Here is a 24,403-nt window from a genome sequence, read left to right as displayed (position 1 = left end):
TGCTTTTGCTTTTTTAGTATCAAATTTTGATAAGATGCAAATTTACTATTTTTAAGCGATTTGTAATAATTTTATGCTATGTTTTGAATGGTGCCCGGCTTTGGATATGGATGTGTCCTAAAACCTCACGGGTTTTCAAAACCTGCGAGGTTTGAGACGGCTATAATTTGTAATAATCTATCTTGTTTTGCATTTTCCGGCTTAACTTACTACCTTCGCTATGATCTTAGATAAGGCAAAACACTTTCAATGACAAAAGATGAAGAGCTGAAAAGCTGGATAGAACAGTATTCAGGGCCGCTTTTGAAGCGGGCACTGTATGTACTTTCGAATAAAGAAGATGCACAGGATGTGGTTCAGGAAGTTTTTCTTGCAGCTTATTCTGCTTATGATTCTTTTGAAGGGAAAAGTAATGCGCTTACGTGGCTGATGGCTATTCTGAATAGAAAAGTGGCCGATTTTTATCGGAAAAAATACAAATCGGAACCCAATATCCGACTTGATCATTTTTTTGATGAAACCGGATCATGGAAAAATAATGATGTTTTAAATGACTGGAATGTATCAGGAGAGGAAGATGAGCTTTTAGACAACAAGGATTTTAATAAAACACTTGAAGAGTGCATTGAGGAATTGCCCTCCAAATGGAAGATTCTGTTGAAAATGTATTATATCGAAGAAAAAAAAGCACCGGAAGTAAGTCAGGAATTAGACGTTTCTACGACTAATCTTTGGAAGATTTTGCAGAGAAGCCGCATGCAGCTCAGAGAATGTCTGGAGTTTAACTGGTTTTCAAAATCATAAGAAATCATGATACGAAGAATACTACATATATTATTTTTACCGTGCAGTGAAGCTACTTTACTGATGGAAAAAAGGAATGCCCAATCTATTTCTGCCAGAGAAAACAGGATGCTCAGCATGCACCTGATGATCTGTAAATGGTGCAGGATGTACAATGAAAAGCTGGCTCTTCTGGATAAAGCTTTTAAAAAGACTTTTTCTGAAAAAGAAACTGAAATTAATGATTCTGAAATTCAGGACTTTAAAAATAAAATGATCGATAAATTAAATTTTTAGGATAATTTCTGTCAGGATTTTAAAATAGCACCGACTATACTTTTGAAAACAATAAAGTATTCATTTAAAATCTTAAAAATATGGTCGGAACAGTACAGGAATCTAAAAATCAATTAATCCGAATCGGGTATTATATTTCGCTTTTCGGAGCAGCACTTATTTTACTGTGGATTGGTATTTTCAAATTCACTCCCACAGAAGCAGCTGCAATAAAACCTTTGGTAGAAAACCATTTCTTAACTTTTTTCGTATATAAAATTATAAGTGTCCAGACAGTGTCAAATCTTATCGGAGCGATAGAAATTATCATTGCCTTACTCCTGATATTTAGTGCGAAATTTGCTGTATTGAAAAAGTATGCAGGGATAGGAATGATCGTAACCTTTCTGGTGACATTAAGCTATTTGTTTACAACACCGGGAATATGGAAAATAGTGGACGGAGTTCCTGTGACGGATTTCTTTATTTTAAAAGACCTTATGCTTTTAGGATTTGGATTCATGATCGTTCAAAATAATAAGTAATGAATAAAAAGGTAAAAATGAAAAATATATTAATTGTACTCGGAATCATTCTGGGTATAGCAGTCTTTGCTGCGGGATCCGGGCTCTTCAAAAAGAACAGGCCTGATGTAGTGGAAGTAAAAAAAGAAAATGAGAAAATTATGGATAACAAAAACGTTAGAGAGATTTATTTTGCAGGTGGATGTTTCTGGGGAACAGAACATTTTTTTCAACAAATTCGTGGTGTTGTAGGAACAGAAGTTGGTTATGCCAACGGTAATACCAAAAATCCTACTTATGAAGAAGTCGTAAGCCATACAACAGGTTTCGCAGAAACCGTAAAAGTAAAATATGATCCTGAACAGGTAGATCTGAAACTATTGATTGATCTGTATTTTAAAACCATTGATCCTACAAGCAAGGATCAGCAGGGAAATGACAGAGGAAACCAGTACAGAACAGGAATTTATTTCACTGATAAAACGGATGAAGCGGTGGTAAAAGATGAAGTTCAGAAGCTGGCAAAGAATTATAATAAACCCGTAGTCGTAGAAACTATTCCATTGAAAAATTTCTACAGAGCGGAAGACTATCATCAGGATTATCTGGATAAAAATCCAGGCGGTTACTGCCATATTGAACCGGGACTTTTTGAAATGGCCAAAAAAGCCAACCCGCTTCCAAAACCGGCTTATCAAAAGCAGGATAAAAAAGTTTTAAAAGAAAAACTGACAGCAGAACAATATAATGTTACCCAGGAAAACGGCACCGAAAGACCTTTCCAGAATGAATACTGGAACGAAACCCGTGAAGGAATTTATGTAGATATTACCACAGGAGAACCTTTGTTTGTTTCTACCGATAAATTTGAATCCGGATGCGGATGGCCAAGTTTCTCCAAACCGATTACCAAAGGTTTGATTGATGAAAAGCTGGACCGTTCCCATGGTATGGATAGAGTAGAAGTAAGAAGTAAAACGGGAGATGCCCACTTGGGACACGTTTTCACAGACGGGCCGCAGGATAAAGGAGGACTTCGTTACTGTATCAACAGTGCTTCTCTGAAGTTTATTCCGAAAGCTGAAATGGAAACAAAAGGATACGGAAAATATCTTCCGTTGTTAGATAAAAAGTAATGTGAAAGGAAGGCTGCCATTTGGCAGCCTTTTTATTTTGAATTAATAGTGCAATTGAAATCTTTCCTTAATGCTGAACATGGATATATTCAGAAATATAAGAAACCCGAAAATAATGTAGGAAGTTTCTTTGGAAGCGGTTGTAAACAGGTTAAAGATTTGCCCATAGCAGGTAGATTCAAAAGCATTCATAGTTTCTGCTGGCCCCCAATCTATAGTATCATTACAAAGTAAACATTCATATTCAGGATATTGCACCTTAGGATCAATATAGCTATAACCCGCAAAAATATGTCCTGTTTTCTCCAGGTCAACGGCATATTGTTCCTGTTTGGCAATTGCCAGATCATTCAAAACAGAGACAAAATCACCATAGCTATTATTTTGATCTAAAATAAACTCAATACCAGACTCTTTCTCATTTCTTTCCTGAAGCTTTTTCAGTTCAGAAACATATGATTTTGAATTTTCTTTGGCAGTACCGGGGACTATTTTTATTTTTTTGTAATCCCAGTTTCTGTAAGTTTCAAAACTTTCAAATGTATTTTTACTCCCTTCTCTTTCTTTGGCAGGAAGTCCAATATCTATCACAGAAACGTTAATATCTTCAGACTTTTGGCTTCCATAATACCAAAACAAAACAGGAATCAGCAAGGCGCTGATCAATCCTGGAAAGTAGTATATTTTTTTCATGGCTGGTTTTTGATAGTACCGAATGAAAATTTTAAGCCAAAAAAAAGTGATCCGAAAACGAACCACTTAAAAAATAATCTTTAAATATTGTAATTTTTAAATCTTTAAATTCCAGATATTACCATCTACCAATCTCTTTTTCTCAGAATCCAGTACGAACCGAATATAAAAACACCACACCACACCAGACAGGCGATAAGGCTTTCTGTAGGGTAGTGGAATTCATATTTTAATCCCATCATTTTTGCCATATCCAATCTGATCATCGGATTGGGAATAAGGTTAGACATACTTTCCAGTGGTAAAAGATGCGAGATGAAAAAATCATTTTGAAGAACCTCATTTCTTTGGGGCCCCTGCATTCCTTTTACTTTTGAATAGACTTCAAGAGCCTTTAAAATTCCCTCACCAATCCAGAAAATAAAGAGAGCAAGAAATACAAACACAGATTTCCTCAGTAAAATAGAAAGGAACATTAAGAAACAGAAGAACGTAAATAGTTTTACCAGGTAATTTCCAATAAAGAACATCTCAGCAAAAACCTTTGTAGATTCTGTTGTCTTCGAATATTGATATCCTAGAAACAAAGTAATACCCAATACAATGGCTGTTGAAACAATAGTGAAAATACTTATTGTCAGTAATTTTGAAGTGATGAATTCCTTTCTGCTCAATCCATCAATGGTATTCTGTTTGAACATCCGGTTACTGAATTCCTGTGAAATAGAGAAAACAATGATCAGTCCCAGGAAAATTTTCAGTAAGGCAACAATCCATGTGGTGAAGTTCCAGATTTCCGGGAAATTGTAAATCCCCTGTTCTTTTAAGTTAATGGTTCCTCCAAAAATATCAAAGTCAACCAATCCTATGAAAAGCAGCGCAATAAGAATGGCGAAATAGAGTATAGTGAAAACCTTAAACGGTTGATAGTTAAGGTTTTTGTAGTATTCCAGTTTTAATAATTTGATCATGATTAATTAGTGTTTTTTACAAGTTCAAGGAATTGAGATTCAAGAGACAGTTTTTTCTTGGTCAAGTGGGAAAGATAGATTCCTTTCTCTGCCAGTTTCTGATTCATCGCTGAAGCTGAAACAGAAGCATCATCACGGATCTGGGCTTTGATAAGATCTCCTTCCTGATGAATGGAAGAGAACCACTGAAGTTCATTCAAAGCATTTAACAGCAATGTGTTATTATCAGCTTTCAGTTCAAAATATCCATTATTGGAAGTCATTTCATCCACTCTTCCACAGTAGATGGAATTTCCTTCTTTTAATACAATCACGTGGCTGCAGATTTTCTCAATTTCATCCAGAAGATGGCTTGCAATGATAATGGTGATTCCCTGTTTGGCAATATTGCTGATGATTTGTCTGATCTGAATGATTCCTTCAGGATCCAGTCCATTGGTAGGTTCATCCAATATCATCACTTCAGGATTGTTGAGCATCGCTGAAGCTATGGCAAGACGCTGTTTCATTCCCAAAGAAAAAGTTTTGAAAGTATCTTTTCTCCTTTCGTACAGATTAACGGTCTTCAGCACTTCGTCAATCCTTGAATAGGGTGCTTGCTTAATTTCAGCGACAATCTTAAGGTTGGTTTCTGCGCTTAAATAAGGATAAAAGTTAGGCTGTTCGATAATTGCTCCGATCTTTTTTAAGGTGTCAGGATCAGTTCCTTTTTTTCCAAACCAGAACCAGTCTCCGCTGGTGGGATTGATGGTTGAAAGCAGCATCCCGAAAGTAGTGGACTTTCCGCTTCCGTTCGGACCCAAAAGGCCATAAACATTTCCTCTTTCGACATCAAAAGAAATATTGTTCACCACAACTCTTTTGAATTTTTTCGTCAAATTTTTTACTGATAAAATCTTTTCCATGTAATTTGTTTTACATAGTAGTAGTCTATATAAATTAGAGAATGTTACAGAATTATCATAAATCAATATTAATTTATGGACAAATACATTAAATTTGATAGAATTAATCAACAGTTATGAAGCTAATTGAACTGGCAGAAGAATTAAATGTATCTGCAGAAGCCATAAAACAGTTTATCCAGGATTTTGATCTTGAACTGGTAGACTGTGTCAGTACAAATTTTGACGTAAAAGAAGATTTTGAAAAATTTGCCCGTGAGAATGTAGATTTTTTGAGGTTATATGAAAAAGATCTTGATAAAAATAAAACGTTGGAACAGATTGCCGAAGTCATTAAGCAGCCAAAAGATAAGGTGGAAAAGGTGATTAAAGACAATAATCTCAATATTTTCGATAATGGTTTTTTCAAATCCTCCATATCAAGCTATGGAATTGATAACAAACTTGGAGGGAATTATCAGTTTGTCTACGATTATTTTGGGCATAAAACCAGCCTTCAGCAAAGAGATTTTATAGGGTACAGAGACCTTTTCTTTTATACATCCACTGTTCTGGAACCCTTCCTGAATCCACAGCAGATCAAAGACTGGGGCATCAACAAACCTGCGGGGATTATTCTGTACGGACCTCCGGGAAGCGGTAAGATATTCTGGGCCAATAAAATTGCTGAAATCATCGGATATCAGTTTAAAGAAGTTAAAAAACACTATTTGGGAACTTCGCTGATTGATGGAAATGAGATCAATTTCAGTGATTTCCTGGTGAGCATGATGAAGGAAAACAAAATGCTTCTTTTTATGGATGATTTCGATGAAATTATGATGCAGAGAAGGGCGGAAACAGATATTGCTTCCTGCAATCTTGAGGCTCAGGAGCTGATTCTGCATTACATTGGAAAATTTGAAAAAGAAGGTGTTTTAATGGTAGGTTCAGCTAATTCTGTGGCTGAAATTGATGAGGAAATTCTGGCGCCCGGAAGATTTGATGTGTTGATTCCTATTTTTCCTCCCAATGCTTCTGAGCGCTCGGAAATCATTCTTTATGCCATGACCAGAGGATTGGAAGAAGATTCTTTACTCTACAAAATACTTAAAAATAACAAAGCTGATAAGGTTCCTTTCTGGCATGAAATCTCTTCAAAGATGAAAGCCTTCAGTAACACTATGCTGATAGACTTTACCCAAAGTTTAAAGAAAAGAATTAAAAACCTTTATCAGAGAACCAGAAACGAAAAGCTGAAAATTGATCAGAAACTTTTGGAGAGTGCGCTGAGGGATGCCGGGTCAAAACTTACCGAAGAATATCTTGATCAGGTAGCTAGATTTCTTGCGGATGCCATTATCAATAATTTTGATGACTTCAGGTTTAGGATTCAGGCTCTGAAAAATGAACTGGAAACCTACAGAGTTGTCGAAGAGCCGCAAAGAGCAATCGGATTCCAGCATAATGAAGAAGGAGATAAAGGATAAACTGTTTAAGGTTTTATAAAAATTACTCATTACCTAATTACTCATTATTTATGAACAGTATTTGGGAATTGGATACATTCTACAGAAAAAGAGATATCATCATTATTGGTGCGGGGTTTTCCGGGCTTTGGACAGCTATATCCATAAAGGAGAAGTATCCTGAAAAATCTGTTCTTATTATTGAACGGAATACTATTCCATTGGGTGCTTCCACAAGAAATGCCGGGTTTGCCTGCTTTGGAAGTCTTACCGAAGTGATTGCCGATTCTGAGAAAATGGGCTGGGAAAAAACACTGGAGCTTGTTACAATGAGATTTAACGGACTTCAGAAAATCCAGCATTATTTTAAACATGATGAAATTGATTTTGAACTGAATGGAGGTTATGAAATTGTAAACACTGAAGAGCCTTTAACCCAGATTGATGCTGTAAATAAAAAACTGAAAACAATAACCGGACTGGATCAGACTTATACTTTAAAACAGAATAAAATAAAGGAATTCGGACTTGGAAAATCTGAATTCCTGATTGAAAATCCCTGTGAAGGAGGTCTTCACTCCGGAAAGTTAGTACAGAAACTACTGGAGAAATGCCACGAACTGAAAATTGAGTTTTTATTTGGAACGGAAGTTCAAAATATTGAAGAAACGGACAAAGTTGAGGTGCAGCTTTCAACAGATCTTTCTGTAATCGCCGACCAGCTTATTTATTGTACCAATGCATTCACTTCAAAATTTCTGGAAAAAGAGAATATCATTCCTGCCCGCGGACAGGTTCTCCTGACAGAACCAGTAGACGGTTTAAAACTTAAAGGTACTTTTCATTATGATGAAGGCTATTATTATTTCAGAAATATAGGAAACAGAATATTACTGGGTGGCGGAAGAAATCAGGATTTTAAGACAGAAGAAACAACAGCTTTTGAAACGACAGAATTTCTGCAGAATCATTTAGAAAACTTTTTAAAAGAAGTCATACTTCCTCATAAAGATTTTAAAATTGCCCTCCGCTGGTCAGGAATCATGGCTATGGGTGAAGAAAAATCGCCCATTGTAAAACAGCTTTCAGAAAGACAGTTTTGCGCGGTAAGACTTTCCGGAATGGGAGTGGCCCTGGCCCCGAAGATAGGTGAAATGGTGGCAGAAATGATATAATTACAACGTTGGGAAACATGAAATACTTACCCTTTGAACGTATTACTTACAAAACAAATTTGTCTGAAAAGGAAGTTTTAACAAGACTTTCTGGTTTTGTAGAACCTAAAAAATTTGGTTTGGGGAAAAATTATATCAAAGAATATGAAGGATCTATCTATAATAATAGCTTTGAAATAAGCAGAGTGATACAATACAGAAACTCTTTTCTTCCTCAGATCAACGGTAAAATTCAAAATGAAAATAATGGAACCCAAATACAGGTGACCATGTCATTACATGCTTTTGTCTTCTTTTTCTTAATAGTCTGGTGCTCATTTGCCCTGATTTTCTTCATAGGTGTCTCTATAAAAACTATAAGGGAAAAAGAAATATCAGTAGAACTTTTTCTTCCTCTGGGTATGCTCTTGTTTGTCTACGCTTTAACTATGGCAGGGTTCAAATCGGAAAGTAAACAAGCAAAAGAATATCTTAGAAGAAGCTTTGACGCTGAAATTATCAAAGAGTGATTTAGCCGTTTTCCCACCACTTTAAAATATCTCTTGCTACATCTTCGGCACTAAACTCAGACCTGTAAAGACCGTAAGTGACACCCAACTCGGTTTCTATAATAGTTTCCAGCTTTTCCTGATCAGCCCCTTTTTCCAGCTGTTGAAGAAGTTTTTCTGTTAAGTGATTAAAACTGTTTTTAGAAAGACCGGGCATTAAATTCATTGAAATAATAAGCTTCTTTAACTGAGCAAAATTTCCATTACGCTCATTGATCCAATCATTGATATCCATTTTAAACCTGTTTTAAAATATAAATATAAAGGATAATTTACATTCCATAAATTCAAACCTGAACTCTACGTCCCGGAACCCGAACCTCGGATTCAAAACTTTAAGCCCGAACTTTAACCCCGCACCTCTCCACTCTAAAAGAATTCCTTATTTTTGCAAAAAAGAAACATTCGTGATTAACAACGACCAGATAAAAGAAGTTCAATCCAGAATTGAAGACTTACACAGATACCTTCAGATTGAAAAAAAGAAGATTGAAATAGCCAATGATGATGAAAAAACTGCGGCACCCGAATTTTGGGATAATCCAAAAACTGCTGAAGCATTTCTAAAACAGCTTCGTTCCAAGAAAAAATGGGTAGAAAGTTATGACGAAATTCAGACACAGTTTGAAGATTTACAGGTTTTGGCTGATTTTGCTAAAGAAGATCCGGATTCTGAAAAAGAACTGGATGAGACTTTCCCGCAATTGGTAGAAAAAATTGAAGACCTGGAATTCAAAAATATGCTTTCCAATGAAGGGGACGAACTTTCTGCAGTACTTCAGATTACAGCAGGAGCAGGAGGAACAGAAAGTTGTGACTGGGCAGCTATGCTGATGAGAATGTATACCATGTGGGCAGAAAAACAAGGCTATAAAATCCGTGAACTTAACTTCCAGGAAGGAGATGTAGCAGGTGTGAAGACTGTTACCCTTGAAATTGAAGGCGAATTTGCTTTTGGATATTTAAGAGGTGAAAACGGAGTACACCGTTTGGTAAGGATTTCTCCTTTTGACAGTAATGCGAAACGCCATACCAGTTTTGTTTCGGTATATGTTTATCCTTTGGTGGATGATACCATTGAAATCAACATCAATCCTGCCGATATCAGCTTTGAAACCATGAGAGCTTCCGGAGCCGGAGGACAGAACGTAAACAAGGTGGAAACGGCTGTACGTCTTCGCCACGCTCCTACAGGAATTATCATTGAAAACTCAGAATCCCGTTCTCAGCTTCAGAATAAAGAAAAGGCCATGCAGCTCCTTCGTTCAAGACTTTACGAAATGGAACTGGAAGAGCGTATGAAAGCCAGAAATGAGATTGAAGCCAATAAAATGAAGATTGAGTGGGGAAGCCAGATCAGAAACTACGTCATGCATCCATACAAACTGGTAAAAGATGTACGTTCCGGTCATGAAACTTCAGATGTGGATGCCGTAATGAACGGAAATATTACCCCATTCCTGAAAGCATTCTTAATGGCCGATGGAACGGCAGTTTCCGATGATGATCTGGACTTATAAAAATCATGTTTGAATTTTAGTTAAAATCTTATAATTAATTTTTGTTTCAGACATTTTAGACTTACTTTTGTTGTTCATCGATATTTATGGAAGATTTCAATAGCTGGAAGGATTTATTAAACCCGGAGTTTTATATAAAAATGGGAGGGTTTTGGCTGATTTTGTTTATTGTTTTTGCTGAAACAGGTCTTTTTGTAGGATTTTTTCTACCTGGAGATTCACTACTGTTCGTTTCGGGAATTTATGCTGTTGAAATCATCAAAGAGACTTTTGGCTCTACAGGGAGCGATTTCCTAGATACTACAATATTAGCTTCTGGTGTAGCTCTTGCTGCTGTTATTGGAAATGAAGTTGGATATTATTTCGGGAGAAAAGCAGGTCCTGCTTTATATAAAAGACCGGATTCAATGCTTTTTAAGAAGAAATACCTTTATCAGGCCCACGATTTCTTTGAAAAACATGGTGCATTAGCAGTTATTATGGCAAGATTCTTACCGGTTGTAAGAACTTTTACACCCATTGTGGCAGGTATTGTAAAAATGGATAAAAAAGAGTTTTTAAGAGATAATATTATTGGAGCTGTATTATGGTCATTCATTTTGATCTTTGCAGGGCATTATCTGGATAAACTTTTCATGGACCAGTTTGGAATCAATCTAAAACAGAAACTGGAATATATCATTATCGTCATTGTATTGGTAACGACACTTCCGGTCATCTTCAAGTTTGTTTTCGGAAAAAAAGAAGACCTTTCAAAAAAATATGAAGATCAGGACTTTGAATAGATAAAGAATTCAATCAAAAATATAGAGCCGTCTCAATCATGAGATGGCTTTTTTATTGCTTATCAATAAATTTTTTAAACGCAAAGATTAATTTGTATTGAGTATTATTTTGAGAGAGCAAAGGTAGGAATCAATGAAATTGATTCTTTCTAAGCGTATGGATATATATTCGTGAGCTTCATCAGTGACAAAGTCACGACTTCTTTGCTTTTTTACAATGATGTGTTGTAATTATTATCCTTTGCGTTTAATAATCAAAAAAATTCTCTTAGACACCTTTACTTTTTAATCCATTCCAGAATATTAGGATAGATAATGCTGTCTCTTTTTCTTTTACTGAAAAATCTGGGTGCATGCCCGGCTCCTTTCATAAAAATAAATTTGTGTGGAACGTTCATCTTGGTAAGCGCAGAGTCCATCGCAATTCCCTGGTGTTGATTTACCAGTACATCATTATTTCCCTGAAATAACATGGTCGGAACATCTGTAATATTAGCAATAGGGCTGGCTTCCTTAAAAGCTTCAGAAACGTTTTTCCGGTCAAACTTAGTTCCTACTACCTTTTGAAAAGTAGGAGAGGTATATTTTGAATAAAAAGATTTAAGATATTCAGAGCTGTAAAAATCTGTTGGTCCGCTTAAGGAGATTATTTTTTTTATTTGTTCAGGATGCTGGTAACCATAAAGTAAGGCTAGATGGCCACCGGCACTTTCTCCCAGAAGAATGTAATTGTTGGGTTGAAGCTCTGCTTTTTCTGCTAAAGAGTTGAATTTTTCAATGGCAAGCCCAATATCTTCAAGCTGTTGTTTATAAGTGATCTTTTCTTTGGTAGAAACAAACCTGTAATTCATATTGATACTCGGAATGTTGTTTTGAAAAAGCATTTTCTGAACCTGGATCATATGCTCTTTTTTACCCAAAGTCCAGGCACCACCATGAACGATAAGTACAACAGGAGAATTTTCAGAATAATCTTTGGGAAGAAAAACATCCATTTTCTGTCTTTTATGTTCCCCATATTTCAGATTGTAAATCTTCTGTTGTCCGCCGGGACCTACCCAAACTCTGAATTTAGTATTACAAGACTGCAGCACGAAGCCAACACATCCCATAGCGAAAAAATGATACCGGAGAATGAGTTTTTTCATAAAGTAAAAATAAAAAAATATTATTACAATTCATTATGCAGACCCTTGGCATAATTGTAAACAGACCGGTTGTATCTTGGCAGATGGTTGGAAAGTGCCTTTAAAGTTAATGATAATGCTTCCTCATATTTCCCGGCTGAAGAAAGGGACAGTGCTAAAAAAGAATCTACCGCATCATCCAGTTCATCAGAATAGTGGGCTTTTTCCTCCCTTAAAATATGGATACTTTCTTCTATTTTTCCATTATTTCTTAAGGTGCTTGCGAGCTGAATTCTTGCTCTTCTTCTTCGTAAGCCAGTTAATCCTTTTTCTAATGCTGATCTGTACAAAGGTTCTGCTTCCTTTTCGTGCCCGGTGGAATCAAAAGCACAGGCTCTTTCAAAATCAGCAATAGCCTGGGAATCCTTTTCTGTAAGTAATTCTACATGATCTTTAATTTGCTCAATAAACTCTTCACTGTTTATGGTTCCAAGTTTTAGCCATATACTTTGTAATTGATTTTCCCAGTTTTTATTCATCCAATAGATTTTAAACAAAGATATAAAATATTGAAAGTGAAGGATTGTTGAAAGGTTCGTATAATTTTCAAAATAATTGTTAGATTATGAATCCAAAAACGGAATTAAATAATTATTTTTGCTGAACTTAACAAAGATTAAAAAAATATTAAAATATGGCATCAGGCTTTTTTGCAATTTTGGATGATATTGCAGCATTGATGGATGATGTAGCGGTTACCAGTAAGGTTGCTACCCAAAAGACAGCAGGAATTTTAGGAGACGATCTGGCTGTAAATGCAGAAAAAGCCACTGGCTTTCTTTCCTCAAGGGAAATTCCCGTTTTATGGGCAATTACCAAAGGATCATTTATCAATAAACTGATTATTCTTCCTATCGTTTTTTTACTTAATTGGTTATATGCTCCGGCTATTAATTATGTATTGATCCTTGGAGGATTCTATCTGGCCTTTGAAGGCGTTGAAAAAGTTATAGAATTTCTTTTTCACCGTGACAAAAAGGGGCATGAAGTTATAGAGGAAATTGAAGAAGACGAAAAAAGTTCTGAAGAAATTGAAAAAGAGAAAGTAAAATCGGCAATTACAACTGATTTTATTTTATCCATCGAGATTGTTATTATTGCTTTAGGAACCGTATTGGAAGAAAGTCATCCTTTCATTACGCAGATTTTAGTAACAAGTCTGGTTGCATTTATTGCTACTGTTGGAGTGTATGGAATTGTAGCTTTGATCGTAAGAATGGATGATGCTGGGTTTAGATTAATAAAGAAAAGTAAGGATAAAGGCTTTTTCGGAGGACTTGGACATCTATTAGTGAAGGCTTTACCTATTGTTATTAAAATATTAGGAGTCGTAGGAACAATTGCTTTAATAATGGTTGCTGGTGGAATTTTTCTGCATAGGATCGAATTTTTCCATGGCATATTACCAACCTGGCCGGATGTTTTGAAAGAGCTTACACTTGGAGTTGCTGGCGGATTGGCAGCGGTTGCTGTCTTCACTTTAGGAAAAGGAATCTATTCCCTGGCAACAAAAAAATAAAACAGAATTAGAATTAAATAACCAAAAAATCCTGTACTCGAGAGAGTGCAGGATTTTTTATGATTAGATTTAAACTTTGAATATAAAACTTTGAACGTTAAACAAAAAAGAGACCTGTAAAAAGTCTCTTTTTCTATACTAATTGAATAAATCTTTTACTTTATCAAAAAAAGTTTTTTCTTTTCCGGATGGTTCTGCAACCATTTCTCCGCTGGACATCTGCTTTTCAAAGAATTCTTTCTGGTCCTTGGTAAGCTTCTGTGGAGTCCAGACATTGATGTGGATGAACATGTCTCCTTTACCATAGCTGTCGATACTTGGAAGCCCTTTTCCGGCTAATCTCAAGATTTTTCCGGATTGAGTTCCCGGATCAACGGTAATTTTTACTTTTCCGCCTACGGTAGGAATTTCTTTCTTCGTTCCTAAAGCAGCTTCAGCAAATGAAACATATAATTCCTGGTGAAGATTATCACCTTCTCTCTTGATCGTTTGATCTACTTCCTCTTCAATGATCACCAATAGATCTCCCGGAACACCTCCAAATGGAGCATCATTACCTTTTCCTCTTACATTAAGCTGGATACCGTCTCTTGCTCCTGCCGGAATGTTGATTGCGATTTCCTCTTCATCTTTGATAAGTCCCTGTGCATTGGCTCCTGCAGGAATTTTGTCAGCAACTTTTCCAATTCCCTGACAAGTACTACATGTAGTTTGAGTCTGCATTTGACCAAACATGGTATTCATTACTTTTAACTGAACACCGGAACCGTTACAGGTAGGACATGTTTTTGAAGTGGCACCTTCCGCCATCTTCATTTTCTTTACTTTGATGGTTTTCTGAGTACCATTTACCATTTCCTCAAGGTTCAGCTTGATTCTGATTCTTAAATTAGAACCCTTCACCTGCTGACGGCCTCCACCGCCACCACCGAATCCTCCGAAACCACCACCGAAAATATCTCCAAACTGGCTGAAAATATCTTCCATGTTCATTCCGCCTCCGAAGCCTCCGCCTCCGAAACCACCATTTCCACCCATTCCGGCATGTCCGAACTGGTCGTATCTTGCACGTTTCTGATCGTCGCTCAGAACTTCGTAAGCTTCAGCAGCTTCTTTAAATTTTTCTTCAGCCTCTTTATCTCCCGGATTTTTATCCGGGTGAAATTTGATGGCCATTTTACGGTATGCTTTCTTTATTTCGTCGGCCGATGCAGATTTGCTGATCTCAAGAACCTCGTAATAATCTCTTTTTGACATGACAACTTTATAATTGATTGTTGATAAATGATAAAAGATATTGTAAAGCTAATAAGTGAAACATTTATCAATTATCACTCACCATTTATCATTTATGAATTTTAATTTCCTGTTACTACTTTTGCAAAACGGATCACTTTATCATTTAAAGTATATCCTGTTTCAATAACGTCTACGATTTTTCCTTTCAAATCTTCCGATGGAGCAGGGATTTGAGTAATCGCTTCATGGAAATCAACATTAAAGCTGTCACCAGCCTTTACTTCCATTGTTTTTAGTCCTTTTTCGGTAAGTTTATTCTTGAATTTCTGATAGATAAGTTCCACACCTTGCAGGTCAGCCGGATTTCCATTTTTAGCGATTTCTTTTAAAGCTCTTTCAAAATCATCCAAAACTCCTAACATTGAAACCATCATTTCCTGGTTGGCATACTGGAAGAATTCGATCTTCTCTTTGCTTGTTCTTTTTTTATAGTTTTCGAATTCAGCATACAATCTGATGTAACGGTCTTTCTCTTCTGCCAAAAGTTCCTCTGGAGAAGGAGTAACTGTCACATTGTCCTGAGACGTTGCGTCATTCTGAACATTGTTTTCTTCCTGATTATTGATGCTTTCTTCGTTAATATCCTGGTTTTCCATAATTCAATATTTATTTACTGATTGTTTGACAAAGAGCCTGCCAAATCTAAAATCTGGACATTAAGGCAGAAAAAGGGAGTAGTGGTGAATCGTGAATACGTCAATTCGTTTTGCTTGTGAATTTGTTGCGGGGAGGGATTGATAATTGACTTTGCGAAGCAAAAATTGACCATTGACTATTCACTAAAGAATGTCCAATAGTCAATTTTAAAACTATAGTTATATTTTCTATTCTCCTGTAAACGTCTGGTACAAAAGGTACAGATTTAGAACAATGATAATGATGGAAATAATCCATACACAGACTTTCAGGAATGGTTTATTGACAAATTCTCCCATTTTAGCTTTGTCATTGGTAAACATCACCAATGGAACAACTGCAAAACTAAGCTGCATGGAAAGAATTACCTGGCTTAAAACCAATAATTCAGTTGTTCCCTGTTCTCCGTAAAGAATGGCAACAATAAGTGCCGGAATTACAGCAATAAGTCTGGTGATCAATCGTCTCAGCCATGGTTTTAATCTGATATTCAGGAAGCCTTCCATGACGATCTGTCCGGCAAGAGTTCCAGTTAATGTTGAATTTTGCCCGGATGCTAATAAAGCAATGGCAAATGCAATACTGGCCATAGAAGCTCCCAGAATAGGAGTTAACATTTTATAGGCATCATGAATATCCGCCACATGTTCATTACCTGTAGTATGGAATGTAGCAGCAGCCAGAATAAGAATTGCTGCATTGATGAAAAATGCCAACATTAATGAAACGGTACTGTCTATGGTGGCAAACTTTATGGCTTCTTTTTTTCCTTCGGTATCACGGGTATAATCTCTGGTCTGTACAATACTGCTGTGCAGATACAGATTGTGTGGCATTACGGTAGCTCCTAAAATCCCGATTGCTATATAAAGCATGGCCGGGTTCTGAATAATTTCCTTTTGCGGAACCAAACCTCCCAGAATCTCATTAAAAGCAGGCTGCGAAATGATGATTTCATATACAAAACAGGCTAGAATAATGAAGATAAGCCCTCCTACAATACTCTCTATCCATCGGAAACCTTTGGACTGAAGTAAAAGAATGATTAAAACGTCCACTGTTGTAATGACAATCCCCCAAGTCAGCGGGATATGGAATAACAGGTTTAATGCAATGGCTGAACCGATGACCTCAGCGAGATCACAGGCGGCAATGGCTATTTCACAGAATACCCAGAGAATAAAATTAGTGGTAGGATTGAAGTGGTCTCTACAGGCCTGAGCAAGATCTCTTTCTGCAACAACACCAAGTTTTACGGATAAGTGCTGTAAAACCATTGCAAAGATATTGGAAATAAGGATGACCGAAAGGAGTGTATAACCGAATTGAGCTCCCCCGGCAATATCTGTGGCCCAGTTTCCTGGATCCATGTAACCTACGGCAATCATCAGACCTGGTCCTGCAAATGCAAGATATTTCCTCCAGAAAGTTGCATTTTTAGGGACTTTGATTGATGAATAAACCTCTGATAAGGAATGGTTTGTTTTATCTTTTCGCCAAGCGTTTTTTATATTGAAATTCATAAATGTTAGAAATGACTAACAAATTTAATTAAATAAATGTAAACAGAAAAATCATGGCATAAAAAAATCCCGGAAATTGCTTCCCGGGACCTAATTTTTATTGACTCTAAAGATTATTTTGCAAATCTTACAGCCATTTTTCTATCGGCAGCTCTTTCAGCATCAGAAGCTTTTGCATCTACTTTAGCAAATTTACTTCCATAGCCTTCAGCTTCTAAAACCTGAGTACCAACTCCTGCTTTTACTAAAGCAGCCTTGATGTATTCAGCTCTGGCTTTTGATAGTTTTACATTGTTGGCTTCGTTTCCGGTTTTGTCTGTATAACCTCCAATTTTGATTTTTGCATCAGGGAAAGCTTTAAGGATAGCCACTAAGTTATCCAATTGCCCTTGTGAACCTGCTTCAAGTTCAGTAGCACTTCCCATTTTGAAATTGACGTGATCGAAGTCATACCACTTATCTTTCAATGCTGCATCATCAGCTGCATTTTTGTAGTTTCCGGATTTCAGGAATGTAATCATCTGATCTTCCATTCCTCCTTTGTAACCTTTTAACATCACTCCATTAAGATCAATATCTTCATCTGTTTTAGCTGTTGCAGGAGCAGGTGTTACTGTTGTAGCAGCAGTATCCGTAGTTGTGCTGGTTGCAGTAGAATCAGATGTTGTAGTAGTGGTTGTAGTGGTTTGTTTTTTCTCACACTGCTTCCATAAGAAATAAGCAGCAGCGATCAATAATAAAAGCGGAAGCAACCATTTCCAGATTGAACCTCCGCCTTGATTATTATTGTTATTATTTTCAAATCTTTCTCTTACTTCTCTTGCTCCTTCTGAAACATTTTCTCTTGCTGTAGCTACACCTTCAGCGATGTTATCTTTAGCAGTAGATGTTACTGAAGAAACCGTTTCTTTTGCCTGGCCAAACCAATTTTCAGCTCCTAATCCAAAGGAAGCCAAAGAAAGACCTGCAGGCAATAAAGAAGAAATAATGCCTTTCTGATCATGCAGTAAGCTGGAAATACCTGAAGCACCCAGATTATTGTCTGCTGCATATTTTCCAATAGTGCCTACTGTAGCTCCAGTCACCAGGTTTAACAAAGAACCTGCAGAGGTATTGCTGACACCTGAAAAACTGGCAATAGAATTAACTAATGCACCTACTTTATCTCCAAAAATAGAAGATAATAAGTTTGAAATAACAGGACTGCTCGACGAACCGCCTAATAAATTTCCTAAAATTCCACTTGAAGAGGCTTGTGTAATAGCATCCACAACGCCAGGTTTATCTGCATTATTGGCTAATCCACCTACTACAGCAGGTAATAATCCGCCAATTGCTTTAGAAATACCAGATTCACTTTCTCCAAACTGCGATGCAGCCTGTGAAACCAATGCGGGACCTAATTGTCCTTTAATTAAATCAATGACATTTAAAGACATAATAATAAATTTTTTTGATTAATGTTGAGATAAATTTAAACAAAAATCCGTCCAAATGTCACTTTTTTTTGAATATTTCTTTAAAAATTAATGATTTTTTTCTAAATCATTAAAATTTTTAATAAGCTTTTGCAAATAATACACGTCTCTTAGATGGTTTTCCTGAAATCAAAGAAATTCCTTCTTCTACGTCATTATCCAAAGGAATACATCTTATTGTAGCCTTCGTTTCATCCTTGATTTGTTCCTCTTCTTCAGCCGTTCCATCCCAGTGTGCATAAATGAATCCTCCCTTCTCTTCCAGAACTTTTTTGAATTCTTCATAAGTATCCACTTTCGTGATATTATTTTTTCTGAATTCAAATGCTTTATTATAAATATCCTGCTGAATCGTTTTCAATAAATCTTCGATATAAGAATCAATTCCTTCAATAGAACGAACTTCTTTAGTCAGATTATCTCTTCTCGCAATTTCTACAGACTTATTTTCAAGGTCTCTTGGTCCCATAGCGATTCTTACAGGAACTCCTTTCAATTCATATTCTGCAAATTTCCATCCTGGTTTGTTCTGAGTATCATTGTCAAACTTCACAGAAATTCCTTTTGCTCTCAGTTTAGCCTGAATATCTAAAGCCACTTCACTGATTTGTTCCAGTTGCTCTTCTCCTTTAAAGATAGGAACAATCACCACCTGAATCGGCGCAAGGGTAGGAGGCAATACCAATCCGAAATCATCAGAGTGCGTCATAATTAAAGCTCCCATCAGACGGGTAGATGTTCCCCATGATGTTGCCCATGCATGTTCGATTTTTCCTTCTTTGTTGGTGAATTTTACGTCAAATGCTTTTGCAAAATTCTGACCTAAGAAGTGAGATGTTCCAGCCTGTAAAGCTTTTCCATCCTGCATTAATGCTTCAATACAATAAGTCTCATCAGCTCCTGCAAATCTTTCAGAAGGCGTTTTTAACCCTTGAATTACAGGAATAGCCATAAAGTTTTCTGCAAAATCTGCATATACTTTATTCATCTTTTCTGCTTCTTCAATAGCTTCATCTTTTGTAGCGTGAGCGGTGTGCCCTTCCTGCCATAAGAATTCTGCTGTTCTCAGGAAAAGACGTGTTCTCATTTCCCAACGAACAACATTGGCCCATTGGTTGATTAGTATCGGTAAGTCTCTGTAAGACTGAATCCAGTTTTTATAGGTATTCCAGATAATTGCTTCTGAAGTAGGACGAACAATAAGTTCTTCTTCAAGTTTTGCATCCGGATCTACAATCAGTTTGGAAGGGTTGTCCGGATCGGTTTTTAACCTGTAGTGGGTAACAACAGCACATTCTTTTGCAAAACCTTCTGCATTTTTTTCCTCAGCCTCAAACAAGCTCTTGGGCACAAAAAGCGGGAAGTATGCGTTAACGTGACCTGTTTCTTTGAATTTTTTATCCATTTCATCACGCATTTTTTCCCAGATCGCATAGCCATACGGTTTGATCACCATACATCCACGCACGCCTGAGTTTTCAGCTAAATCAGCTTTTACAACCAGCTCATTATACCATTTGCTGTAATCTTCGCTTCTTGAGGTTAATTTTGCCATTATTTTTTTAAATTTTTTTAACTTTTGTACATTATTGTTATCTAAAAATAAAAATCTATTTTTGATAGATTTTTTTACCAGTATTTTGGTACATTTTTGGTACAGATTGCAAATATAATTTAAATTAAAAATTTTTACGTTATCATGAAAAGAAATATACATAAAAATTTGCTTGGTCTGCTAAGATCCAAAGGGATATTGGCTATATCGGGCGGATTATTACTTGTGTCTTGTGGTGCTCAGATGGGAGGGTATAGCGAGACAGACGGGGTGTATTACGACCCCAATAAGGATACGCTACCTGAAGGAGTTATCATCAATGATAGCGGAAACAGAGTAGGAGAATACTATGATTACTATCAGGATTCCAATGTAATTCAAAATGCACAGACGAATTCCAGAGAGCAACAAAACAGATATAATGACTGGAGTGGTACCAACACCAATTGGAATTCCAACGCTACAGACTCGGATTGGGGACTTTATGCAGGTTCTCAGACCAACTATTATGACAACTCATGGGGATGGGGATCTCCTTGGGGATGGTATGGTGGTTACAGCCCGTATTGGGGTTGGGGTATGAACCGTGGCTGGGGCTGGGGTGTTAGTATGTCCTGGGGTTGGGGCGGATCATTCGGATGGGGCTGGGGAGGCTCTTACGGATGGGGAAGTCCATACTGGGGATACGGATATGGCGGATATTATGATCCATTCTGGGGCGGATACTACGGAAATCCCTACTGGGGTTACGGAGGTGGTTACTGGGGTGGTGGCTACTACAACAGACCTGTTTACAGAAGAAGTGGCATCAGTGGAGGTGGATTCCAGAATACAGGGGTAGCCAACGCAGTTTACAGAACGAATACAAATAATTCAGGTTTCAGAAACACTAATAATAATGGTGGTTTCAGAGATACCAACTCAAACGGAGGCTTCAGAAACAGTAATGGCGGTTTCAGAGATGGCAATTCCGGAGGTTTTAGAAACGGTAATTCCGGAGGTTTCAGAAATACACAGTCTAATGGTGGATTCCGTAACTCTGCGCCACAAACAAGACCTAATTACAATTATCAGCAACCACAACCAAGATATAACAATAATAACGGAGGCTTCAGATCTAATGATTCAGGAGGTTTCAGATCGAGTGGTGGCTTCAACTCCGGAGGAGGAGGCTTTAGAGGCGGTTCTTCAGGAGGTGGCGGAATGAGATCCGGCGGCGGAGGCAGAGGTGGCTTCAGATAATTTTTCAAATTAATAAACTATTAAAAAATAATGTTAAAAAAATCTTTAGTATTAATGAGTATTTCTGCTGCATTTTATGCACAGGCTCAGGATGTTTCTGTCATAAGAAATACGGTAGAGGTTTATTCAAGTACTCCTATGGTGGGATCAGCTAAGTTTAATGCGATGGCTGGAGCTAATGGTGCGCTAGGTGGTGATGCAAACTCTTTGCTTACGAACCCGGCAGGTTTAGGAGTAGCTATTTCAGGCGAGGTTTCAGGAACTTTATCTATTTTAGGAAATAAAAACAAAAGTACTTTAGGAGGATCTACAATAGATTATAGCAAAACCAGAGGAGACCTTGGGAATGCAGGAGGTGTAATTGCTTTTCCTTTGATGACAGAAACCGGATGGAAGTTTATCAACATTGGTATTAATTTTTCTAATCAGACTTTGGACAATGTAATCCAGTCACCAGGAAATAATAAGATCGTTTATGCTTTTGATAAGGATGATATTACCAAGGATGCTGCATTAGCGGGGCATATGTATGAAAGATACGGTAACTTGTCAAAGATGAGTTTTGGAGTTGGTGCCAACTATAATCATAATTTATATTTAGGAGCAGGTTTCAACTTTTTCAATGCTTCATTGGATCAGTATGATACTTTGTTGTACCGAAACATTGCCAATGGTTCTACAGAAGCATTCAGTAAGCAGGATACTCCGTACTCAGAAAGATCTTCAGGTTTTTCTGCTTCATTAGGGGTGATTGGAAAGTTGAGTCCTAACTTCAGAGTCGGAGCCTCTCTTGAAACTCCTACATTCTGGACAATAGACAGAAATTATTATTTCTATAATGATCCTGTTTATGGAGACGATATTGGAGCTGAAAACAGAAAGTTCACTTCACCTCTTAAAGCAACGGTGAGTGCTGCGTTTGTAGCAAGTAAAAACTTCTCATTGAACGTAGACTATACTCTTGGACTTACAAAACCTGATTATAAAGTATATGGAGGTGCAGAAAGAGAATTAAATGATTTCTTCAAAGAAAACTACAAGAATCTTTCAGAAGTAAGAGTGGGAGCTGAGTACAGAGTACAGCAGTTCAGGTTGAGAGGAGGTTACGCCTACCAGTCAACTCCTTTTGATGCCCTTACGATCAGCAGATTTAATGATGCAGGTACTGTAGGAGATCAATCGTACAGCAATATGATGCTAAGTGACAGAAATACCCTTTCTTTTGGTATCGGGTATGATTTCAAATCATTCTATGTAGATGCATCTTATCAGAATATCTCATCTAAGTATACTAATCCTTTTATGAGAGGATATATGGATGGTAATTCTGATTCATCTTATTATTCTGCTAAAAATATCTTCGCAAGTGAAGCATATGCGGCAAGTGAGGTGAAAAACAACAGAAATAATTTCTTCCTTACGGTTGGATGGAAATTCTAAGTTAAGATATCAAAATATATAAAGAGAGGCTGCCTATATTTAGGACAGCCTCTTTTTTGTTGATTTGAAATTTTTGAATGCTGTTGATTTCCGTATCATTCTTAATCCGGATTCTGCACCAGATTTGGCTGGATCTGGATCTGCTGCTCGGGAATATATTCTACCACTCTGTTATGGGTATAAGGTACTGTATAAAAAGCATTATTTCCACTTAAATGAGTTCCGGGATATTGTCTGTCGAGATCCAGTTTGTTTCTGAAGACATCGTATCTTCTATGTCCTTCAAAAGCCATTTCCAACCTTCTTTCCTGTAGAACAACGTCCAGAATAGTCTGCCCTGCAGGGACTGAATTATATACAGGTATTCCTGCTCTTGTTCTGATAATGTTTATGTCTGCGAGTGCTGAAGCAGTATTTCCTTTTTTCGAATAGGCTTCGGCTCTGTTCATGTATATTTCTGCCAGTCTTATAACAACAGGAGACCACAGTTGCGGAACTCCCTCTTGTAAGGAACATTTTAAAACATAAAATTTAGGATATCCGTTTCTTTTATCCATATCATTATCTAAGTAAACATAAGTTTTTCCACCGTTTGCGTTAACAAAATAATAGTTTGTTTTATTGGGTGCTGCCTCAGATTGTACCTGATAATTGATATTATTCATGGTGAAGTAAGTATTTCCATTCTGCTGGAAAGTCTTTTGAAATTGATAACTGTAGGTGGTGGCACCGGATGAGTTGGTTCCTTTTTGTACCCAATATGCAACCGGAACCGCCGGACTGCTGTATTTGGGAGAAATAAACTTCAGCCTTGCATCCTGAGGATTCTGATTGATCAGGTCAAGATAAGAGGAAGAAGCATACATTTCACCCCAGCCCACATTCTGTATGGTAGCATACATTGAGCCTATAGTATACCAGCCATCACTATAGTCTCCATCTTTATTGTATTTAAATGCAAAAATAGTTTCGGTATTGGATTCAGGAGTTTTGGTAGCATAAGCAGGCAATTCTGCTTTAGACAGAAGAGTATACTTCCCGGAATTGATGACTTTATTTGCATATTCAATCGCTTTATCATTATTTTCCATGTATAAGTAGACTCTGGAAAGTAAAGCCTGTGCTGCTTCTTTGGATGCATATATATTGTTTTTGTCCAGGGTCATCAGTTTTTCTGCTTTCAGAAGGTCGTTTACCACTTGATTGTATATCTCTCCTACAGTGGCTCTGGCAGGTAAATCGTTGACATCGTCAGATAGTTTTAAGGGTACTCCGGGATTACCTGTCCCCTGATTATAGGGTCTTCCAAATACATTGACCATAGAAAAGTATACATAAGCTCTTAAAAAATAATTTTCGCCTATGAGCTGATCTGTTTCTGTGTCTTTTCCTTCCGTAACCTTTGATATCACTCTGTTACATCCGATAATAGCTTTGTATCCCGAGTTCCAGATCGTATTGGTGCGGGCATTGTTTTTAATGCTTTTATAATTATAATAATAAAAAAATGAATCGGTGGTAGTTCCGCTGATATCAATATTATCACCACCATATTCACTGATCCTGTATAGGTTGTTGTAAAAACCACCGCCATCCGCATCCCCTTTAAGCAATGCATAATTTCCCAGCGTTATGGTTTTGAGTCCGGTTGCATCTGCAAGGATAACATCAGACTCCTTTGAATCATACGGTGAACGGTCTATGTTACATGCCGTTAATGATACTATGAGAATGGGAATAAGTATTTTTTTCATAATTAT

At 37.0% G+C, this 24,403-nt stretch carries 24 protein-coding genes; 12 read left to right on the top strand and 12 right to left on the bottom strand.

Going from position 1 to position 24,403, the window contains the following annotated elements; translation table 11 throughout:
- The first annotated feature begins 249 nt into the window (after positions 1 to 249).
- The 4 genes from KBP46_RS07850 to msrB all read left to right on the top strand — a co-directional run bounded on the left by KBP46_RS07850 (position 250) and on the right by msrB (position 2,719).
- Positions 250 to 804 carry a sigma-70 family RNA polymerase sigma factor gene (locus KBP46_RS07850; RefSeq protein ID WP_216445069.1) on the top strand — a complete coding sequence of 185 codons (555 nt, stop codon included), beginning with the start codon at positions 250 to 252 and terminating at the stop codon, positions 802 to 804.
- A gap of 6 nt (positions 805 to 810) precedes the next feature.
- Positions 811 to 1,080: a hypothetical protein gene (locus tag KBP46_RS07845; RefSeq protein WP_062671232.1), complete on the top strand. Its 270-nt coding sequence runs from the start codon at positions 811 to 813 to the stop codon at positions 1,078 to 1,080.
- An 80-nt stretch (positions 1,081 to 1,160) separates the two neighbouring features.
- Complete coding sequence (locus tag KBP46_RS07840; RefSeq protein WP_216445068.1) at positions 1,161 to 1,604, top strand: DUF417 family protein; 444 nt, start codon at positions 1,161 to 1,163, stop codon at positions 1,602 to 1,604.
- Between the two features lie 17 nt (positions 1,605 to 1,621).
- Positions 1,622 to 2,719, top strand: a complete 1,098-nt coding sequence (gene msrB, locus KBP46_RS07835; protein ID WP_062671612.1) for a peptide-methionine (R)-S-oxide reductase MsrB — start codon at positions 1,622 to 1,624, stop codon at positions 2,717 to 2,719.
- A gap of 42 nt (positions 2,720 to 2,761) precedes the next feature.
- On the opposite strand, the gene KBP46_RS07830 is transcribed toward msrB, so the two are convergent.
- The 3 genes from KBP46_RS07830 to KBP46_RS07820 form a co-directional block, all read right to left on the bottom strand.
- A complete protein-coding gene (locus KBP46_RS07830) occupies positions 2,762 to 3,412 on the bottom strand; it encodes a hypothetical protein (protein ID WP_120233132.1) in 651 nt (216 codons plus the stop codon).
- A 125-nt stretch (positions 3,413 to 3,537) separates the two neighbouring features.
- The gene (locus KBP46_RS07825; protein WP_216445067.1) at positions 3,538 to 4,383 is read right to left on the bottom strand and encodes an ABC transporter permease; all 846 of its coding nucleotides are present in this window, start codon (positions 4,381 to 4,383) and stop codon (positions 3,538 to 3,540) included.
- Positions 4,384 to 4,385: 2 nt separating this feature from the next.
- Positions 4,386 to 5,288 carry an ABC transporter ATP-binding protein gene (locus KBP46_RS07820; RefSeq protein ID WP_216445066.1) on the bottom strand — a complete coding sequence of 301 codons (903 nt, stop codon included), beginning with the start codon at positions 5,286 to 5,288 and terminating at the stop codon, positions 4,386 to 4,388.
- Positions 5,289 to 5,404: 116 nt separating this feature from the next.
- On the opposite strand from KBP46_RS07820, the gene KBP46_RS07815 reads away from it, so the two are divergent.
- The 3 genes from KBP46_RS07815 to KBP46_RS07805 are packed head-to-tail and all read left to right on the top strand — an operon-like array spanning position 5,405 to position 8,420.
- Positions 5,405 to 6,757: an AAA family ATPase gene (locus KBP46_RS07815; protein ID WP_120233134.1), complete on the top strand. Its 1,353-nt coding sequence runs from the start codon at positions 5,405 to 5,407 to the stop codon at positions 6,755 to 6,757.
- Between the two features lie 50 nt (positions 6,758 to 6,807).
- The gene (locus tag KBP46_RS07810) at positions 6,808 to 7,911 is read left to right on the top strand and encodes an FAD-binding oxidoreductase (RefSeq protein ID WP_216445065.1); all 1,104 of its coding nucleotides are present in this window, start codon (positions 6,808 to 6,810) and stop codon (positions 7,909 to 7,911) included.
- 17 nt (positions 7,912 to 7,928) lie between these two features.
- Positions 7,929 to 8,420, top strand: coding sequence for a hypothetical protein (locus tag KBP46_RS07805; RefSeq protein ID WP_216445064.1), 492 nt, complete (start codon positions 7,929 to 7,931; stop codon positions 8,418 to 8,420).
- Position 8,421: 1 nt separating this feature from the next.
- On the opposite strand, the gene KBP46_RS07800 is transcribed toward KBP46_RS07805, so the two are convergent.
- Positions 8,422 to 8,694: a hypothetical protein gene (locus KBP46_RS07800; protein ID WP_216445063.1), complete on the bottom strand. Its 273-nt coding sequence runs from the start codon at positions 8,692 to 8,694 to the stop codon at positions 8,422 to 8,424.
- 172 nt (positions 8,695 to 8,866) lie between these two features.
- Between KBP46_RS07800 and prfB the strand changes: the two genes are divergently transcribed.
- Together prfB and KBP46_RS07790 are read left to right on the top strand one after the other, a co-directional pair.
- Positions 8,867 to 9,979 (top strand): peptide chain release factor 2, encoded by a 1,113-nt coding sequence (prfB, locus tag KBP46_RS07795; protein WP_062671212.1) that lies wholly within the window; start codon positions 8,867 to 8,869, stop codon positions 9,977 to 9,979.
- Between the two features lie 86 nt (positions 9,980 to 10,065).
- Positions 10,066 to 10,764, top strand: coding sequence for a DedA family protein (locus KBP46_RS07790; protein ID WP_062671210.1), 699 nt, complete (start codon positions 10,066 to 10,068; stop codon positions 10,762 to 10,764).
- 278 nt (positions 10,765 to 11,042) lie between these two features.
- Here the strand turns inward: KBP46_RS07790 and KBP46_RS07785 are convergent, their stop codons facing one another.
- Positions 11,043 to 11,912 carry an alpha/beta hydrolase gene (locus KBP46_RS07785; protein WP_216445062.1) on the bottom strand — a complete coding sequence of 290 codons (870 nt, stop codon included), beginning with the start codon at positions 11,910 to 11,912 and terminating at the stop codon, positions 11,043 to 11,045.
- A gap of 23 nt (positions 11,913 to 11,935) precedes the next feature.
- Positions 11,936 to 12,430: a tetratricopeptide repeat protein gene (locus KBP46_RS07780; RefSeq protein ID WP_253297235.1), complete on the bottom strand. Its 495-nt coding sequence runs from the start codon at positions 12,428 to 12,430 to the stop codon at positions 11,936 to 11,938.
- 155 nt (positions 12,431 to 12,585) lie between these two features.
- Here KBP46_RS07780 and KBP46_RS07775 point away from each other — a divergent pair, with 155 nt between their 5' ends.
- A complete protein-coding gene (locus KBP46_RS07775; RefSeq protein WP_216445061.1) occupies positions 12,586 to 13,470 on the top strand; it encodes a DUF808 family protein in 885 nt (294 codons plus the stop codon).
- A gap of 138 nt (positions 13,471 to 13,608) precedes the next feature.
- Here KBP46_RS07775 and dnaJ read toward each other — a convergent pair whose 3' ends face one another.
- The 5 genes from dnaJ to proS all read right to left on the bottom strand — a co-directional run bounded on the left by dnaJ (position 13,609) and on the right by proS (position 19,961).
- A complete protein-coding gene (gene dnaJ / locus KBP46_RS07770) occupies positions 13,609 to 14,727 on the bottom strand; it encodes a molecular chaperone DnaJ (RefSeq protein WP_062671200.1) in 1,119 nt (372 codons plus the stop codon).
- A 101-nt stretch (positions 14,728 to 14,828) separates the two neighbouring features.
- The gene (locus KBP46_RS07765; protein ID WP_062671198.1) at positions 14,829 to 15,365 is read right to left on the bottom strand and encodes a nucleotide exchange factor GrpE; all 537 of its coding nucleotides are present in this window, start codon (positions 15,363 to 15,365) and stop codon (positions 14,829 to 14,831) included.
- Positions 15,366 to 15,593: 228 nt separating this feature from the next.
- Positions 15,594 to 16,928 carry an Nramp family divalent metal transporter gene (locus KBP46_RS07760; RefSeq protein ID WP_120233139.1) on the bottom strand — a complete coding sequence of 445 codons (1,335 nt, stop codon included), beginning with the start codon at positions 16,926 to 16,928 and terminating at the stop codon, positions 15,594 to 15,596.
- 113 nt (positions 16,929 to 17,041) lie between these two features.
- The gene (locus tag KBP46_RS07755; RefSeq protein ID WP_216445060.1) at positions 17,042 to 18,367 is read right to left on the bottom strand and encodes an OmpA family protein; all 1,326 of its coding nucleotides are present in this window, start codon (positions 18,365 to 18,367) and stop codon (positions 17,042 to 17,044) included.
- 118 nt (positions 18,368 to 18,485) lie between these two features.
- Positions 18,486 to 19,961, bottom strand: coding sequence for a proline--tRNA ligase (gene proS, locus KBP46_RS07750; RefSeq protein WP_062671604.1), 1,476 nt, complete (start codon positions 19,959 to 19,961; stop codon positions 18,486 to 18,488).
- 144 nt (positions 19,962 to 20,105) lie between these two features.
- Here proS and KBP46_RS07745 point away from each other — a divergent pair, with 144 nt between their 5' ends.
- On the top strand, positions 20,106 to 21,203 hold the full coding sequence (locus tag KBP46_RS07745; protein WP_216445059.1) for a prolyl-tRNA synthetase: 1,098 nt from the start codon (positions 20,106 to 20,108) through the stop codon (positions 21,201 to 21,203).
- 54 nt (positions 21,204 to 21,257) lie between these two features.
- Positions 21,258 to 22,643, top strand: coding sequence for an OmpP1/FadL family transporter (locus KBP46_RS07740; protein ID WP_238590577.1), 1,386 nt, complete (start codon positions 21,258 to 21,260; stop codon positions 22,641 to 22,643).
- 101 nt (positions 22,644 to 22,744) lie between these two features.
- Here KBP46_RS07740 and KBP46_RS07735 read toward each other — a convergent pair whose 3' ends face one another.
- Complete coding sequence (locus KBP46_RS07735; RefSeq protein WP_216445058.1) at positions 22,745 to 24,397, bottom strand: RagB/SusD family nutrient uptake outer membrane protein; 1,653 nt, start codon at positions 24,395 to 24,397, stop codon at positions 22,745 to 22,747.
- Positions 24,398 to 24,403: the final 6 nt, after the last annotated feature.

The sequence above is a fragment of the Chryseobacterium sp. PCH239 genome (assembly GCF_018924625.1).
GTDB lineage: Bacteria > Bacteroidota > Bacteroidia > Flavobacteriales > Weeksellaceae > Chryseobacterium > Chryseobacterium cucumeris.
This window is presented reverse-complemented; position numbering and strand designations above follow the sequence as displayed.

Bases quoted from the DNA above. Each gene is read 5' to 3' on its own strand.
- KBP46_RS07850 (WP_216445069.1), top strand. From the start codon at position 250: ATGACAAAAGATGAAGAGCTGAAAAGCTGGATAGAACAGTATTCAGGG.
- KBP46_RS07845 (WP_062671232.1), top strand. From the start codon at position 811: ATGATACGAAGAATACTACATATATTATTTTTACCGTGCAGTGAAGCT.
- KBP46_RS07840 (WP_216445068.1), top strand. From the start codon at position 1,161: ATGGTCGGAACAGTACAGGAATCTAAAAATCAATTAATCCGAATCGGG.
- msrB (WP_062671612.1), top strand. From the start codon at position 1,622: ATGAAAAATATATTAATTGTACTCGGAATCATTCTGGGTATAGCAGTC.
- KBP46_RS07830 (WP_120233132.1), bottom strand. From the start codon at position 3,412: ATGAAAAAAATATACTACTTTCCAGGATTGATCAGCGCCTTGCTGATT.
- KBP46_RS07825 (WP_216445067.1), bottom strand. From the start codon at position 4,383: ATGATCAAATTATTAAAACTGGAATACTACAAAAACCTTAACTATCAA.
- KBP46_RS07820 (WP_216445066.1), bottom strand. From the start codon at position 5,288: ATGGAAAAGATTTTATCAGTAAAAAATTTGACGAAAAAATTCAAAAGA.
- KBP46_RS07815 (WP_120233134.1), top strand. From the start codon at position 5,405: ATGAAGCTAATTGAACTGGCAGAAGAATTAAATGTATCTGCAGAAGCC.
- KBP46_RS07810 (WP_216445065.1), top strand. From the start codon at position 6,808: ATGAACAGTATTTGGGAATTGGATACATTCTACAGAAAAAGAGATATC.
- KBP46_RS07805 (WP_216445064.1), top strand. From the start codon at position 7,929: ATGAAATACTTACCCTTTGAACGTATTACTTACAAAACAAATTTGTCT.
- KBP46_RS07800 (WP_216445063.1), bottom strand. From the start codon at position 8,694: ATGGATATCAATGATTGGATCAATGAGCGTAATGGAAATTTTGCTCAG.
- KBP46_RS07790 (WP_062671210.1), top strand. From the start codon at position 10,066: ATGGAAGATTTCAATAGCTGGAAGGATTTATTAAACCCGGAGTTTTAT.
- KBP46_RS07785 (WP_216445062.1), bottom strand. From the start codon at position 11,912: ATGAAAAAACTCATTCTCCGGTATCATTTTTTCGCTATGGGATGTGTT.
- KBP46_RS07780 (WP_253297235.1), bottom strand. From the start codon at position 12,430: ATGAATAAAAACTGGGAAAATCAATTACAAAGTATATGGCTAAAACTT.
- KBP46_RS07775 (WP_216445061.1), top strand. From the start codon at position 12,586: ATGGCATCAGGCTTTTTTGCAATTTTGGATGATATTGCAGCATTGATG.
- dnaJ (WP_062671200.1), bottom strand. From the start codon at position 14,727: ATGTCAAAAAGAGATTATTACGAGGTTCTTGAGATCAGCAAATCTGCA.
- KBP46_RS07765 (WP_062671198.1), bottom strand. From the start codon at position 15,365: ATGGAAAACCAGGATATTAACGAAGAAAGCATCAATAATCAGGAAGAA.
- KBP46_RS07760 (WP_120233139.1), bottom strand. From the start codon at position 16,928: ATGAATTTCAATATAAAAAACGCTTGGCGAAAAGATAAAACAAACCAT.
- KBP46_RS07755 (WP_216445060.1), bottom strand. From the start codon at position 18,367: ATGTCTTTAAATGTCATTGATTTAATTAAAGGACAATTAGGTCCCGCA.
- proS (WP_062671604.1), bottom strand. From the start codon at position 19,961: ATGGCAAAATTAACCTCAAGAAGCGAAGATTACAGCAAATGGTATAAT.
- KBP46_RS07745 (WP_216445059.1), top strand. From the start codon at position 20,106: ATGAAAAGAAATATACATAAAAATTTGCTTGGTCTGCTAAGATCCAAA.
- KBP46_RS07740 (WP_238590577.1), top strand. From the start codon at position 21,258: ATGAGTATTTCTGCTGCATTTTATGCACAGGCTCAGGATGTTTCTGTC.
- KBP46_RS07735 (WP_216445058.1), bottom strand. From the start codon at position 24,397: ATGAAAAAAATACTTATTCCCATTCTCATAGTATCATTAACGGCATGT.